At 66.0% G+C, this 14,846-nt stretch carries 12 protein-coding genes and 1 pseudogene; 10 read left to right on the forward strand and 3 right to left on the reverse strand.

The window, feature by feature from the left end:
• The first annotated feature begins 29 nt into the window (after nucleotides 1-29).
• The 9 genes and pseudogenes from KI242_RS19210 (at nucleotide 30) to KI242_RS19250 (ending at nucleotide 10,744) form a co-directional block, all read left to right on the forward strand.
• Nucleotides 30-889: pseudogene (locus tag KI242_RS19210) on the forward strand (branched-chain amino acid ABC transporter permease).
• Between the two features lie 2 nt (nucleotides 890-891).
• Nucleotides 892-1,902, forward strand: a complete 1,011-nt coding sequence (locus KI242_RS19215) for a branched-chain amino acid ABC transporter permease (RefSeq protein ID WP_011061952.1) — start codon at nucleotides 892-894, stop codon at nucleotides 1,900-1,902.
• Nucleotides 1,899-2,660: an ABC transporter ATP-binding protein gene (locus tag KI242_RS19220; protein ID WP_053159300.1), complete on the forward strand. Its 762-nt coding sequence runs from the start codon at nucleotides 1,899-1,901 to the stop codon at nucleotides 2,658-2,660. Before KI242_RS19215 ends, KI242_RS19220 begins: the two co-directional genes overlap by 4 nt.
• Nucleotides 2,660-3,355 (forward strand): ABC transporter ATP-binding protein, encoded by a 696-nt coding sequence (locus KI242_RS19225; RefSeq protein ID WP_053152508.1) that lies wholly within the window; start codon nucleotides 2,660-2,662, stop codon nucleotides 3,353-3,355. The genes KI242_RS19220 and KI242_RS19225 overlap by 1 nt, the downstream gene beginning before the upstream one ends.
• A 13-nt stretch (nucleotides 3,356-3,368) precedes the next feature.
• Nucleotides 3,369-4,649: a Zn-dependent hydrolase gene (locus KI242_RS19230; protein ID WP_053159302.1), complete on the forward strand. Its 1,281-nt coding sequence runs from the start codon at nucleotides 3,369-3,371 to the stop codon at nucleotides 4,647-4,649.
• Entirely contained in the window at nucleotides 4,646-6,058 is a 1,413-nt protein-coding gene (locus tag KI242_RS19235; RefSeq protein ID WP_123472715.1) for an amidase, read from the forward strand. The genes KI242_RS19230 and KI242_RS19235 overlap by 4 nt, the downstream gene beginning before the upstream one ends.
• A 379-nt stretch (nucleotides 6,059-6,437) precedes the next feature.
• Nucleotides 6,438-7,832, forward strand: coding sequence for an amidase (locus tag KI242_RS19240; RefSeq protein WP_053152513.1), 1,395 nt, complete (start codon nucleotides 6,438-6,440; stop codon nucleotides 7,830-7,832).
• Nucleotides 7,833-7,919: 87 nt separating this feature from the next.
• Nucleotides 7,920-9,269: a citrate-proton symporter gene (locus KI242_RS19245; protein WP_011061958.1), complete on the forward strand. Its 1,350-nt coding sequence runs from the start codon at nucleotides 7,920-7,922 to the stop codon at nucleotides 9,267-9,269.
• Between the two features lie 116 nt (nucleotides 9,270-9,385).
• A complete protein-coding gene (locus KI242_RS19250; RefSeq protein WP_212805455.1) occupies nucleotides 9,386-10,744 on the forward strand; it encodes an OprD family outer membrane porin in 1,359 nt (452 codons plus the stop codon).
• A gap of 94 nt (nucleotides 10,745-10,838) precedes the next feature.
• Here KI242_RS19250 and KI242_RS19255 read toward each other — a convergent pair whose 3' ends face one another.
• Nucleotides 10,839-11,741 (reverse strand): LysR family transcriptional regulator, encoded by a 903-nt coding sequence (locus KI242_RS19255; RefSeq protein WP_015636103.1) that lies wholly within the window; start codon nucleotides 11,739-11,741, stop codon nucleotides 10,839-10,841.
• A 199-nt stretch (nucleotides 11,742-11,940) separates the two neighbouring features.
• On the opposite strand from KI242_RS19255, the gene KI242_RS19260 reads away from it, so the two are divergent.
• Nucleotides 11,941-12,414 (forward strand): hypothetical protein, encoded by a 474-nt coding sequence (locus tag KI242_RS19260; RefSeq protein ID WP_015636104.1) that lies wholly within the window; start codon nucleotides 11,941-11,943, stop codon nucleotides 12,412-12,414.
• A 12-nt stretch (nucleotides 12,415-12,426) separates the two neighbouring features.
• Here KI242_RS19260 and KI242_RS19265 read toward each other — a convergent pair whose 3' ends face one another.
• Both KI242_RS19265 and KI242_RS19270 read right to left on the reverse strand, forming a co-directional pair.
• On the reverse strand, nucleotides 12,427-13,572 hold the full coding sequence (locus KI242_RS19265; RefSeq protein ID WP_212805456.1) for an EAL domain-containing protein: 1,146 nt from the start codon (nucleotides 13,570-13,572) through the stop codon (nucleotides 12,427-12,429).
• 281 nt (nucleotides 13,573-13,853) lie between these two features.
• Nucleotides 13,854-14,765: a LysR family transcriptional regulator gene (locus KI242_RS19270; RefSeq protein ID WP_212805457.1), complete on the reverse strand. Its 912-nt coding sequence runs from the start codon at nucleotides 14,763-14,765 to the stop codon at nucleotides 13,854-13,856.
• Nucleotides 14,766-14,846 lie beyond the last annotated feature (81 nt).

The following is a 14,846-nucleotide window of genomic DNA, read 5'->3' on the forward strand; positions in this document are numbered from 1 at the left end:
TCCAAGGGCTCCCTGCCGAGGGTTCCTGCATGCTTAATTTGTACCTGTTCCAGATCCTCAACGGCCTCGGGCTGGGGATGATCTACTTCCTGATCGCGGTGGGCCTGACGATCATTTTCGGCCTGCTGAACTTCGTCAACTTCGCCCATGGCGCGTTCTTCGTGCTCGGCGCCTACATCTGCTACACCGCCGTCAGCCTGACCGGCAACTTCTGGCTGGCCCTGGTGCTAGCGCCCCTGGTGGTGGCGGCCCTGGCCTGGATCATCGAGCGCCTGTTGATCCAGCGCATCTACCACTTGCCGCACATGTTCCAGATCCTGGTGACCCTGGGCATCGCGCTGATCATCCAGGAAGCCAGCGTGATGATCTGGGGCCCGGTGGGCAAGGCCGTGGCGGTGCCGGAACTGCTGCGCGGGGTGCTGGTGATCGGCGACTTCGTCTACCCCTACTACCGCCTGTTCCTGATCCTGTTCTCGGCCCTGGTGGGGCTGGGCCTGTGGCTGCTGCTGGAGCGCACGCGCTTCGGTGCCCTGGTGCGGGCCGGCAGTGAAAGCACCGAGACCGTGTCGCTGCTGGGCACCAATATCTTTCGCCTGTTTTCCATGACCTTCGCCCTCGGCGTGGCCCTGGCCGGGATCGCCGGGGTGCTGTTCGCGCCCTTGCGCGGCGCCCAGCCCTTTGTCGGCCCGGAGATTCTCGGGGTGGCCTTCGTGGTGGTGGTGATCGGTGGCATGGGCTCGTTCGGCGGCGCCCTGGTGGGCGGCCTGCTGGTGGGGTGGTGCAAAGCCTGATGACCAGCCTCTGGCCCCAGGGCGCCAGCCTGATGATCTACGGCGCCATGGCGGCAGTCATTCTGGTGCGTCCTTACGGCCTGTTCGGGAGAGCATGATCATGAGCGAGAAAAATCCCCTGCCCTTTGCCAAGACTCAATCGCGCGGCCTGCTGTGGCTGGTGATCGCGGTGCTGATCGGCCTGCCCCTGGTGCTGCCGTCGGCGACCCTGGCCAGCGAGATCCTGATCTTCGCCCTAGCCGCACTGGCCTGTAACCTGCTGCTGGGCTACACCGGGCTGCTGTCGTTCGGCCAGGGCATCTTCTTCGGCGCCGGTGCCTACTGCGCCGCCCTGTTGATGATCCATCTGCAGCTGGGGCTGTTCAGTGCCCTGCTCGGCGCGGCGCTGGTGGGAGCCTTGCTGGCACTGCTGGTGGGCGCCCTGGCGATCCGCCGCACCGGCATCTACTTCGTCATGCTGACCCTGGCCTTCAGCCAGATGGCCTACTTCATCGCCTACACCCTCAGCGACTGGACCGGCGGCGACAACGGCCTGCTCAGCGTGCCGCGCCCGGAGATCCGCATCGGTGACACGGTGCTGCTGTCCCTGGCCGACGCGCGCTATTTCTACGGGTTTGTCGCGGTGCTGTTCCTGCTGATCTTCATCGGTGCCCGGCGGGTGATCGCCTCGCCATTCGGCAGCACCCTGATGGCCATCCGCGAGAACGAAACCCGCGCCGCCGCCATCGGCTACGACACCCGGCATTTCAAGATCCTGGTGTTCATGCTCTCCGGCGCGGTCACCGGGATTGCCGGGGCCCTGTACGCCATGCTCCTGCACTTCGTGCCGCTGTCGAACATCGACCTGGCGATGTCGGAAAACATCCTGATCATGACCATCGTCGGCGGCACCGGCTCGCTGTTCGGTTCCCTGCTCGGCGCCGGCGCCATCGTGCTGCTGGGCGAGTTCCTCTCCGAGCTGTGGCCACGCTGGCTGATTCTGCTGGGGGTGATCCTGATCCTGGTGGTGGTGTTCATGCGTGGCGGTTTGTGGGGCGGCTTGTCGAGCCTGGCGGAACGCCTCAAAGGTTCACGCAAGACGGCCTTGCTGGCCGAGGAGAAACGCTCATGAGCAAGCCTGCGCAGTACCTGCTGGAAACCCAGAACCTGGAGCTGGCCTACGGTGCCTTCCACGCGGTCAACGGGGTCAACCTCAAGGTCGAGGCCGGCACCATCCACACCATCATCGGCCCCAACGGCGCCGGCAAGACCAGCCTGTTCCACTGCCTGACCGGCGAACGCCAGGCCACCGCTGGAGCCATCCATTTCAACGGCAAGAACATCATCAAGAAACCCGCCCACGGCCGGGTCGGCCTGGGCATGGCGCGTTCCTTCCAGCTCACCAGCCTGTTCCAGAACCTCAGCGTGCGGGAGAACCTGCGCCTGGCCGCCCAGGGCCGCGACGGCCTGGGGGCGCTGAACTTCTGGCGCCACGTGGACAGCCGCCGCGAGCACCTGGAGGTGGCCGATCAAGTGCTGGATCGCCTGCAACTCACGGCCCGGGCCCAGACCCTGGCCGGCGAGCTGTCCCACGGCCAGCAACGGGTGCTGGAAGTGGGCATGTCGATCTGTTCGAAACCGCAATTGCTGATGCTCGACGAGCCCACCTCGGGCATGGGCATCGACGACATTCCGATCATGACCCAACTGATCAGCGACCTGGGCCGCGACCACACGGTGCTGCTGATCGAACACAACATGAGCATCGTCATGTCCATCAGCCAGCGCATCACCGTGATGAGCCACGGCCAGATCCTGGTCGAGGGCACGCCGGATGTGGTGCGCGCCGATGAGCGTGTGCGTGTCGCCTACCTGGGAGAAGCCGCCTGATGCTGACCGTCGAGAACATCCATTCCTACTACGACAAGAGCCACGTGCTCGAAGGCGTCTCGCTCAAGGTGGAGGCCGGTGAACTGGTGACCCTGCTGGGGCGCAACGGCGCGGGCAAGACCACCACCTTGCGCAGCATCCTGGGGATCATCTGCCCGCGCCAGGGCCAGATCCACTTCAACGGCCAGCAACTGGTGGGCCAGAAGATCTTCGAGATCGCCCGCCAGGGCCTGGCCCTGGTGCCGGAACACCGGGGCATCTTTCGCCTGCTCAGCGTCGAGGAAAACCTGCGCATCGCCCAGCGCAAGGCCAGCCGCTGGCAGCTGGACGACATCTACCGAATGTTTCCTCGGCTCAAGGAACGCCGCAAGAACGCCGGCCACGCCCTGTCCGGCGGCGAACAGCAGATGCTGGCCATCGCCCGCGCCCTGCTCAATGACCCCAAGCTGCTGATCCTCGACGAACCCACCGAGGGCCTGGCGCCGGTGATCGTCGACGAGCTGGTGAAAATCCTGCGCACCCTCAAGGAAGACGGCCTGCCGGTGCTGCTGGTGGAACAGAACCTGATGGTCTGCGACAAGCTCGCCGACCGTCACTACGTGCTCGAACAGGGCCGCGTGGTCTACCAGGGCAGCGCCGCCGAGTTTCGCGCCGACCCGACCATCAAGAACCGCTACCTGGCCCTGAGCGCCTGACGGGAGAAATGCCATGAACAGTCGACTGGACCCACTGCAGTCCTTGCAAAGCAATGCCCCGCTGATCAACCGCGAGCGCCTCTGGCAGTCCTTGATGGACCTGGCCCGACTGGGCGCCACCGCCAAGGGCGGCGTATGCCGCCTGGCCCTCACCGACCTCGACCGGCAGGCCCGGGACCTGTTCGTGCGCTGGTGCGAAGAGGCCGGCTGCAGCGTCAGCGTGGACGGCATCGGCAATATCTTCGCCCGCCGCGCCGGGCGTGACCCGAACCGCGCCCCGGTGATGACCGGCAGCCATATCGACACCCAGCCCACCGGCGGCAAGTTCGACGGTTGCTACGGGGTGATGGCCGGGCTGGAGGTGATCCGCACCCTGAACGACCTGGGCCTGGAAACCCAGGCGCCGATCGAAGTGGTGGTCTGGACCAACGAGGAAGGCTCGCGCTTCCCGCCGTGCATGATGGGTTCGGGGGTGTTCGCCGGCAAGTTCGACCTCGCCGAGACCCTGGCCAAGCAGGACGAACAGGGCCTGTCGGTGGGCGCCGAGCTGCGGCGCATCGGCTATGCCGGTCCGCGTGCGGTACTCGGCCACCCGGTGGGCGCCTATTTCGAAGCGCATATCGAGCAAGGGCCGGTGCTGGAAGACCGCCAGACCACCATTGGCGTGGTCATGGGCTGCCTGGGCCAGAAGTGGTTCGACCTGACCCTGAGCGGGGTCGAGGCCCACGCCGGGCCGACGCCGATGCACCTGCGCAAGGACGCCCTGGTGGGCGCGGCGCAAGTGGTCAGCGCGGTCAATCGCATCGCCCATGCCCATCAGCCCCATGCCTGCGGCACCGTGGGCTGCCTGAGCCTGCACCCGGGCTCGCGCAACGTGATCCCCGGGCAGGTGCAGATGACCCTCGACCTGCGCCACCTGCACGCCGATCGGTTGCAAGCCATGGTCGATGAAGTGCGCCAAGTGATCGAAGACAGCTGTCGCCAGCACGGCCTAACGTTCGAGCTGACCGCCACCGCCGACTTCCCGCCGCTGGACTTCGACCCCGCCTGCGTGGCCGCCGTGCGCCAGGGCGCCGAGCACCTGGGGCTGAGCCACATGGACATCGTCAGCGGCGCCGGGCACGACGCGATCTTCATCGCCGAGCTGGGCCCGGCAGGGATGATCTTCGTGCCCTGCGAGGGCGGCATCAGCCACAACGAAATTGAAAACGCCGCGCCCCAGGACCTGGCCGACGGCTGCGCGGTCCTGCTGCGGGCCATGGTCAATGCCGCTCAAGGAGCTCAATCGCTATGAAGCAAGCCACTGACATCGCCGCCTTGAGCGGCGTCGAACTGCTGCGCCATTACCGTGACAAGCGCCTGTCACCGGTGGAGGTCACCGAAGACGCCCTGGCGCGTATCGAGCGCTTCAATCCGCTGGTCAACGCCTATTGCCATATCGACCACCAAGGGGCCCTGGACGCGGCACGGGCCTCCGAACAGCGCTGGCTCAAGGGCCAGCCCTGCGGCGCCCTGGACGGCTTGCCGGCGTCGATCAAGGACCTGACCCTGACCCGTGGCATGCCCACCCGCAAGGGCTCGAAAACTACCTTGGCCGCCGGCCCCTGGGAAGTCGACGCGCCCTTCTCCGGCTTCATGCGCGCGGCCGGCGCGGTGCTGCTGGGTAAGACCACCACCCCGGAATTCGGCTGGAAAGGCGTGACCGACAACCCGTTGTACGGCATCACCCGCAACCCCTGGGACACTCGCCTGACGGCCGGCGGTTCCTCCGGCGGCGCAGCGGCGGCGGCCTCGCTGAACCTCGGCGTGTTGCACCAGGGCAGCGATGCCGGCGGCTCGATCCGCATTCCCTGCGCCTTCACCGGCACCTTCGGCATCAAGCCGACCTTCGGCTACGTGCCGCAGTGGCCGGCCAGTGCGATGAACATCCTCTCGCACCTGGGGCCGATGACCCGCAGCGTCGATGACGCCGTGCTGATGCTGCAGACCGTGGCCCGTCCGGATGCCCGTGACGGCCTGCTCGGCGCACCGCGCAGCACGCCCTGGTTACCGGAAAATGCCAGCCTCAAGGGTCTGCGCATCGCCTACAGCCCGGACTTCGGCTACGTCAAGGTCGACCCGCAAGTGGCGCGAGTGGTGGCTCGGGCCGTGGAGCGCCTGGCGCAATTGGGGGCGCAGATCGAGCAGGTCGATCCCGGTTTCAGTGATCCCCTGGAGATGTTCAATACCCTGTGGTTCTCCGGGGCGGCGCGCCTGACCGCAGCCCTCAGCCCCGCCCAGCGTGCCTTGCTGGACCCGGGCCTGCTGCGCATCGCCGAACAGGGCGAAGGCATCAGCCTCAGCGACTACAGCGCCGCCCTGGAGGCGCGCGCCGCCCTGGTGGCCCACATGGCCGCCTTCCATGAGCGCTACCACCTGCTGCTCTCGCCGATGCTGCCCCTGACCGCCTTCGCCGCCGGACATAACGTCCCACCGGACTCGGGCCTGGGGGAGTGGATGGAGTGGACGCCCTTCAGCTACCCCTTCAACCTGACCCAGCAACCGGCGGCGTCACTGCCCTGCGGCTTTGCCGACGACGGCCTGCCCGTGGGCCTGCACGTAGTCGGCGCACGCTTTGCCGATGAGCAAGTGCTGCGCTTGTGCCGGGCCTATGAACAAGCGTTCCCCAGCCCCCACCCCCAAGCCCCCGTCCTGCGACACTGACCCGCACAAAATCCCGTAGGAGCCGGCTTGCCGGCGAAGAGGCCCGCGGGCCTTAGGCAAACCCTGAGGCCGCCTTCGCGGGCAAGCTCGCTCCTACACCTGGTTCCGGCATCGTGCAGAATCCCGTAGGAGCCGGCTTGCCGGCGAAGAGGCCCGCGGGCCTTGTGCAAACCCTGAGGCCGCCTTCGCGGGCAAGCCCGCTCCTACAGAACGTCGCGATTGGGTGGGGCCGTATTCAATCGGGCCAAGGGATACGCCGCTGCAGTGCTCACAAAAACGCAACACCAGGCTGCGTCCTTTGTGATGGTTGGGCTAGGGTGGAAGCGATACAGTCGGGCCATCAGCAACCCGACTGACGCCCGACACAAGGATGCGTTCGATGACTGATTTGCACGATCTATCCACCACCCAGCTGCTGGCGCAATTCGCCAGCCGCACCCTCTCGCCACTGGACTATTACGAGCATCTGCTGGCCCATGTCGGGCGCTGGGAGCCGCATATCCGTGCGCTCTACGCCTTCGATCCGGAACAGGTGCGCCTGCAGGCCCGGGCCGCCACCGAGCGCTGGAACAAGGGCGCGCCCAACGGCCCGCTGGACGGGATTCCAGTGACGATCAAGGAACTGATCGCCACCCAGGGCACGCCAATCCCGCTGGGCAGCGCGGCCACCACCTTGAAGCCGGCGTTGCAGGATGCACCGCCCGCAGCGCGGATGCGTGAGGCTGGGGCGATCATCCTGGCCAAGACCACGGTGCCGGATTTCGGCATGTTGTCCTCGGGGTTGTCGAGCTTCCACGGCATTACCCGCAACCCCTGGAACACCGCCTGCAATACCGGTGGCTCCAGTTCCGGCGCCGCTGCGGCCGCCGCGGCCGGTTATGGACCGCTGCACATCGGCACCGACATCGGCGGCTCGGTGCGCCTGCCGGCCGCCTGGTGCGGGCTGGTGGGGTTCAAGCCGACCCTGGGGCGGATTCCCATCGACCCCTACTACACCGGACGCTGCGCCGGGCCCATGACCCGCAGCGTCGAGGATACGGTGCTGCTGATGCGCCACCTGGCCAGACCCGATGCCCGGGACGCCACCAGCCTGCCGCCCTTGACCGGCGACTGGAGCGATGAGCCGGTGTCGGTCAACGGTTTGAAGATCGGCCTGATGCTGGAACCCGGCGCGGGGCTGCAGCCGGAAGGTTTTGTCTGCGCAGCGGTGGAACAGGCCGCGCGGTTGTTCGAGAGCCACGGCGCCCAGGTCCGTACCCTGGCGCCGATCATGGACCGCGCGCAGCTGGACGGCCTCGACCGCTTCTGGCGCGCCCGGCAATGGGCGGAACTCTCGGCCCTGGGCGCCGAGCAGTTTGCCAAGGTGCTGCCCTATATCCGCGACTGGGCGGCGCCGGGGGCCGACCTGTCCGGGGTCGAGGCGGTGCTGGGCTTCAACCAGACCTTCGAGATGCGTCGGCGTGCCGCCCAGGTATTCAGCGAGTTCGACCTGGTGTTGTCGCCCACCAACCAGGTCAACCATTTTCCCGCCCAGTGGCCGTCACCGAGCAACGACCCGCAGCAGCCGTTCGAGCACATCGTCTTCACCCTGCCCTGGAACATGGGCGAACAACCGGCGCTGTCGATCAACTGCGGTTTCGCCGCCGATGGCATGCCCATCGGCCTGCAGATGATCGCCCCGCGCTTTGCCGATCAATGGCTGCTGCAAGTGGCCAAGACCTATGAGAGCTGGCGCGGAGCGATCCACAGCTGGCCAAATCCGCCGTCCCACTGACACACCGAAACTGCCACCTTCACCCCAGCCCCGGGCCTTGCCGCCCGGGGCCTGGGCAACCTATGAATAAAAATTCGAGGGGCCAGTATGCACAGCCAAGCGTCCAATCCATCCGCCACACCCGAGCCCGAAACGCCCAACGCGGCGGGAGGCAAGCGCAGCGTATTCGCGGTGATCCTCGGCAATGCCGTGGAGTTCTTCGATTTCGGGGTCTACGCCACCTTTGCGGTGATGATCGGCCACACCTTCTTTCCCTCCGACAGCGCCTTTGTCAGCCTGATGCTGTCGGTCACCGCCTTCGGTGTCGGTTTTATCGTGCGGCCCCTGGGGGCGGTGCTGATCGGCGCCTACGCCGACCGCGTCGGGCGCAAGCCGGCGATGCTCCTGACCCTGGTGATGATGGCCGTGGGCACCGGCAGCATCGCCATCCTGCCCAGCTATGAAAGCATCGGCATCGCCGCACCGATCCTGCTGGTGCTCACTCGGCTGATCCAGGGCCTGGCCTGGGGTGGCGAGGCCGGCCCCGCCACCACCTACATCCTCGAAGCCGCGCCAGCCCACAAGCGCGGCACCTACGCCTGCTGGCAGGTGGTGGCCCAGGGCGTGGCCGCCATGGCCGCCGGCACCGTGGGCTACACCCTGACCCAGGTGCTGTCCCCCGAGGACCTCAACAGCTGGGGCTGGCGCGTGCCCTTCGTGTTCGGCCTCTTGGTGCTGCCAATCGGCATCTACATCCGCCGCAACCTGGCGGAAACCTTCCACGGCCAGGGTGAGACAGCCAGCACCGGCAGCCTGGTGCGCCAGGTGTTCGGCGAGCATCGCCGGGCGCTGGTGCTGGGGCTGCTGATTCTGTCGGGCAGCACCATCACCCAGTACTTCATCAACTACATGACCACCTTCGCCCTCACCGAACTGAAACTGCCCACCAGCATCTCCATGCTCTCGACCCTGGTGGCCGGCGCAGCCATGGCGGTGTGTGCGATTGCCGGCGGCATGCTCTGCGACCGCTTCGGCCGCCGCACCATCCTCATGGCGCCGCGGGTGGTGCTGTTGCTGGTGCTGTTCCCGGCGTTGCAGTTGATGACCGAGCACCCCAGCCCGACGACCTTCCTGCTGACCCTGGCCGTGTTGTCCGGGCTGCACGGCATGAGCGGCGCGGCGCTGATCGTGCTGCTGGTGGAGAGCTTCCCCAAGGCGGTGCGCTCCACCGGTTTCTCCATCGTCTATGCCTTTGGCGTGGCGGCTTTCGGCGGTACGGCGCAGATCATCATCACCTGGCTGATCGGCACCACCGGCAACCCGATGTCGCCAGTGGGCTACCTGCTGGTGGCCAACCTGGTGTGCCTGACCGCCGCCTGGTTCGCCAAGGAAACCCGCCCGCAAGCACCCGGGCGCAGCAACCCCGGCCAACGGCTCGCAGAAGCCCGCGCCCGCTGAGCATTCGCCTCACTGCCCAAAACTCTTTTCCGGCACCGCGTCTTCCTCTACCCTGCCGGCCGCGCATGACCGCGGTCGGGCGGAGGTTCGACGCCTTTGATTTGTGGGGAAGCGACATGAAACAGCTCGTACTTTGCCTCCTGGCCATGAGCGCCAGCAGCCCCCTGCTGGCCCAGGACAACCCGCGCCCAAGCCAGCAGGCCCAGGCCCCGGGCTTTATCGAAGGCAGCAGCCTGGACCTCAACCTGCGCCATTACTACTCCAACCAGCACCCCCAACGCGACACCTACCTGACGATCAAGAAACCGGACGGCAACCAGCGCACCCGGGTGCGGGAAACCTGGGTACAGACCGGCATGCTCAAGTACAGCTCCGGCTATACCCAAGGGCTGATCGGCATTGGGGTGGACGCCGGCCTGTTCAGCGCAGTGAACCTGGAGCGCGGCCACGGCCGGGTGGCCAACGGCGGCGACCGAGTGCTGGTGGACAGTGACGGCGATGCCCTGCCCACCTGGAGCCGCCTGGGCATCGGCGATGTCCGCCTGCGCCTGTCCAACACCGAACTCAAGGCCGGGCGCCTGATGACCGACAACCCGGTGCTGCGCTACAAGGACAACCGCGCCCTGCCCTCCAGCTTCCAGGGCGTGGGCCTGTACAGCCATGAAACCGACTGGTTGTCGCTGCAGGCCGGCAGCTTCGACCGGGCCATCCCGCGCACCGGTACCGGCAGCGAACGCCTGACCACCACCTTCGGCAACCGCGCCTACAGCGGCGAGCGCATCAGCTACCTGGGGGCGACGGTCAAGCCCGGCCTGGGCCTGGAAGGCAGCCTTTATGCCTCGCGCTTCGAGAACATGTGGGACCAGTACTACCTGGGCCTGACCCACCGCGCCGGAGACAAAAGCCGGCTGGCGCTGAAGACCGCGTTCAACTACTACCACACCCGGGACCAGGGCCAGCAGCGCCTGGGCTACATCGATAACGACGCCTTCAGTCTGGCGCTGACTGGCAGCCATCAGGCCCACAGCCTGACCCTGGCCTGGCAGCAAGTGTTCGGCAACGAGTACTTCGACTACATCTGGGAGTCCACCGGCAACTACATGGCCAACTCCCTGTACTCGGACTACAACGGCCCCAATGAAAAGTCCTGGCAGTTGCGCTATGACCTGGATTTTGCCGCCTACGGCGTGCCGGGGCTGAGCGCCAGCCTGTGGCACGCCAAGGGCTGGGGCATCGACGGCACGCACTACGACGGCGATCGCGATGGCCGCAACCGCGGCTACAACGTGCGCGGCCTGGACGGCGCCAAGCACAACGAAAACGGCCTGATGCTGGCCTATGTGGTGCAATCCGGGCGGCTCAAGGATGCGGTGCTGCGCACCATCGTCTACAACCACCGCGCCAGCGGCGGGCAGATCGACGGCAGCTATGACGAGTTCCGCCTGGTGGGGAATTTCCCGTTCAACCTGTTCTGACCACCGCCCCTCCTCCGTAGGAGCCGGCTTGCCGGCGAAGAGGTCCGTAAGCCGTGCAGCGCTCTTGGAAACGCTTTCGCGGGCAAGCCCGCTCCTACGCCAGGCTATGGCGTTGCATCGCCCGGACAAGCATTTCCTGGCACCTGAGGGTCGCCACCGACAAGGGCCGGTTGCGCACCACGCACAGGTCTACCCGGATCCGCTCCAGGTATTGGTCGTCGATCGGCACGGCCACCAGCCCATCCCCCAGGTCCCGGGCCTCGGCATCCACCTGGGGCAGGATCAGCACTGCCGCACGTTGGCGGGCCAGGCTTTTCTGCACCTCCAGGGAGCTGGTGGTGAATACCGGAAGGATGTTCACTCCGCGCTTTTTCGCCGCGCCCTCCAGGGCCTGGCGCACGCCGTAGGCCGAGTCGGGAATCGCCAGGGGCTGGCCCTCCAGATCCTGCAGGCGAATGCTCGGGCACTGGGCAAACGGGTGCTCGGCGCTGACCAGTACCCGGTGCCACAGTTGGCAGTGGGCGGTCACCTCCACTTCGGCCCGTTCCGGCAGGTAGAACGCCAGGCCCAGGTCGGCCTCGCCGCTGCACAGGGCATCCAGAGTGGCGCCGGCACTGGCGATGACGATGTTGAAGGTGACTTTCGGATGGGCCCGGTTGAACGCCGCCAGCACCGGCGCCAGCACGCTGGAAACGATACTTTCCGACACATGGATGCTGACGTTACCCGCTACCTGGCTCTGCCGGCTGGCGATCACATCGCGCACCTGGTCGAAGCCGCGCAAGGTGGAGGTGACCTGCTCGGCCAGGCATTCACCCTCCACGGTCAGGCGAATGCCCCGGGGCCCGCGCTCGATCAGCGCGGTGCCGAAGAAGTGCTCCAGTTGCTCGATCTGCCGGCTGACTGCGGTGGGGGTCACGTACAGGCGCTCCGCCGCCTGACGCAGGGAGGCGCACCGGGCCACCTCGTGGAAGTAACGCAACGCTCGTAATTGCATGGCCGCGGGCCCCATCGTTGAACTGAGCCATGAGGCAGGCAATTACTGCGCCAGCCGCAGCGCCCCGGAACCGTTCAACACGCGGTTTTCACACAAAAGATTGATCTGAACGATGCCCCTGCCTACCCTGCCAGGGCGCCGATGCCTCATTCGGCAAGAACCCTCCCCGCCCCCTTGCCGTCTGCTTCCAAGGATTTCCATGAGCACTCTGCCCCGCACCGCACCACTTGCCGCAACCCTCACCGCCCTGGCGCTGCTTGGCGCCTGCTCCAGCGTGACCCGGGAGATCAACCCGGAGCCCACCATCACTTCCGCCGGCATCCTGGCCTTTCGCGATATCTGCCTGAAGTCCGCGCCGTCCTTCGCCGGCGCCGAGACCGCCGCGCGCAACCATGGCATCAGTGACCTGACCGATGCCGGCTTCGCCAAGATGGGCATGAACGAGGACCAAAGCCTGGGCGTGCAGATACAGGCCAACAAGGAATGCGCGATCACCACCCCGACCCAGAACGACAGCTCGCTGACCCAGCAATTTCTCAGCGTGGCCGGCAAGTTCTCCAGCACCCCGGTGGCCCAGAGCGTACCGAGCAAGATCACCCTCAACGGGCAGACCTTCATCCTCATGCACGACCGTCGTGGCGGTGAAGCCTATGTGATGCTCAAGACGCAGTGACCGCGCTGCATCCTAGCTCTGGCTGAGCTGTCGCTGCGGCGGCCGGCTCAACGTCAGAACCCGGATCAGGGCGGCCGCATTCATCGGTTTGTAAAACAGAAAGCCCTGGGCCGCATCGACACCCAGGCGCTGCAGGTGCGCACGTTGCTTTTCGGTCTCGATGCCTTCGGCCACCAGCTCCAGGTTCAGCGCACCGGCCATCCCCACGATGGCCTCGATGATCCGGGTTTCCTTGGCCCCCGTAGCGTTGGCGACAAATCCGGAGTCCAGCTTGAGCTGGCCAAAGGGAATGTCCGCCAGGCGCATGATCGAGGAATGCCCGGTGCCAAAATCATCCAGGGACAGACGCACGCCACTGTGCACCAGCACACTGATGTTCTCGATGCACTGCATGCTCAGGACCAGAGCCTGGCGCTCGGTGATCTCCAGGGTCACCTGGCGTGTGGGCACCTGCGCCTCGTCGATCTGTTGCAACACCCGCAAGGCGAATTGCGGATCGCTCAGCTGGCTGGCCTCAATGTTGTAGGAGAACATCAGGGCATCGCCGCTGGCGTGGCCCTGCAACTGCCGCTGCAACGCCAGGCCCTGCTGCAACAGGCAATCGAACAATTGGCGATGGCCCTGCGGGCTGTCGAACAGGTCGAGAAAGAACTGCGGCCCCAGCACCCCCTTGTGAGGATGCTGCCAACGGGCCAGGACTTCGGCGCCGGTGATGCGCCGGGTCTTCATGCAGACCTGGGGCTGGAAAAAAGCCACGATCTGCCGCTGTTCCAGGGCCTGGGAAACATCCAGTTCGGCCACCCAGTCGTTGTTGGCGCAACCAGCTCCCGCCGCCCCTGGAGCATCGTCACGTGCATGACCTTTCACCGTACGCTTGATGGCCAGCGCCTTGAGCAGCAAGGCGCTGATCTGCAGCGTGTCCAGCTCGCTGTAACTGCCGACGCAGTACTTGCCGGAACGCACGCGAAAGTTCGCCAGCCCCCAACGGATCGGCGCTTGCAGCGCTTCGCATTCCATCATCGAGAAAAAGCCGTGGTGCTCGCAGAGCCTGCGCAGGTAGGGGATGGCGTTCAGGGAGTGCAGCGAGTCGCAGATCACCAGGTCCAGTTCATCCAGGGCGGGCGGGAACTGAGCGCCGTCGCAGTCATCGCTGATCACTTGTACCCGAGCAAAACCGCAAGACGCGAGAATTCTTGAAAAATGTCGAACCCGAAAAGCGTTCGAACACAACAACAGTACGCTCAGCGTCGACATCACCGCGGCTCCGGATAAAAAACCATGCTAGCCAAATTGAACTCAACTGAGTTCAAGACACTTCGCCAATGGAAATAGGAAATTTCTGAGACTTGGCATTTTCTCAAGAAACTACAGGGCCAGAGCTGGTCGACCGAGGCCGGCCCCTCCTGGGCAGCGCCCCGTTTACCCGGAGTGCATGGCGACTATGGAGCACTGGCAATGGCCGCAATCTCCCTGCGCAACCATTGCAGGCCCGGCGCCTGTTGCTGCTGGCGATGCCAGATCAGGCTGACCTGCACCGGCGCCGCCAGCAGCGGCAGGCTGGCGATGCGGATCGGCAGCAAGGCGCAGAAATGCTCCGCCAGGTAGCGTGGCACGGTGCCCAGCAGGTCGGACTGGGCAACGATCAGCGGAATGCTCAGGTAGTTGGGCACGAACACCTGCACCTGGCGCTGGACCTTGGCCGAGCCGAGAACGATTTCCAGGGGCGAGCCGCGCCCACCCCGATCGGGAATCGCCACGTGCAGGCAAGCCTGGTAGGCCTCCAGGCTCAGTTCCGGGGCAAAGGCCGGATGGTCGTGACGGCCGATCACCACCAGTTGCTCCTCAAGCAGCGGCTGGTAGCACAGGTCCGGGCTGTCGAAATACAGGTAGTCCACCGCCAGGTCGAGCATCCCGGCACCGAGCCAGGCGGCGATGGCGTCGGCGCTGTCGCTGCGCACCGCCAGCCGGACCCCGGGCGCTACCTGCTGCAGGCGTCGGGACAGAGCCGGCAGCAGGCGCGCCTGGGCGTAATCGTTCATCGACAAGGTGAACAGTTGCTGGGCCGCCGCCGGCTCGAACGCCGCAGCAGGATCGAGGCCCTGCTGCAACAGGTGCAGGGCCTGGCGCACGGCCACATGCAGGCTCAGGGCCCGGGAGGTGGGTTGCATGCCGCGGGCGGTGCGAATGAACAGCGGCTCGTCCAGGTGCCGACGCAGGCGCGCCAGGGCATTGCTCACCGCCGGTTGGCTGAGGTTCAGGCGTACCGCGGCCCGGGACAGGTTCTGCTCCTGCATCAAGGCGTCGAACACCCGCAACAGGTTGAGGTCCAGGCGCTGCACATTGAGCTTCATGAATAATGCCCATCGAAATTATCCAGGGGCTGGATAATTCGCGGCGCCAGCCCCGGCTGTCAATAACGGCAGCCGGAGCAA

Origin of the sequence: Pseudomonas sp. Eqa60 (assembly GCF_018326405.1) — a bacterium.
Classification (GTDB): Bacteria; Pseudomonadota; Gammaproteobacteria; order Pseudomonadales; family Pseudomonadaceae; genus Aquipseudomonas; species Aquipseudomonas protegens.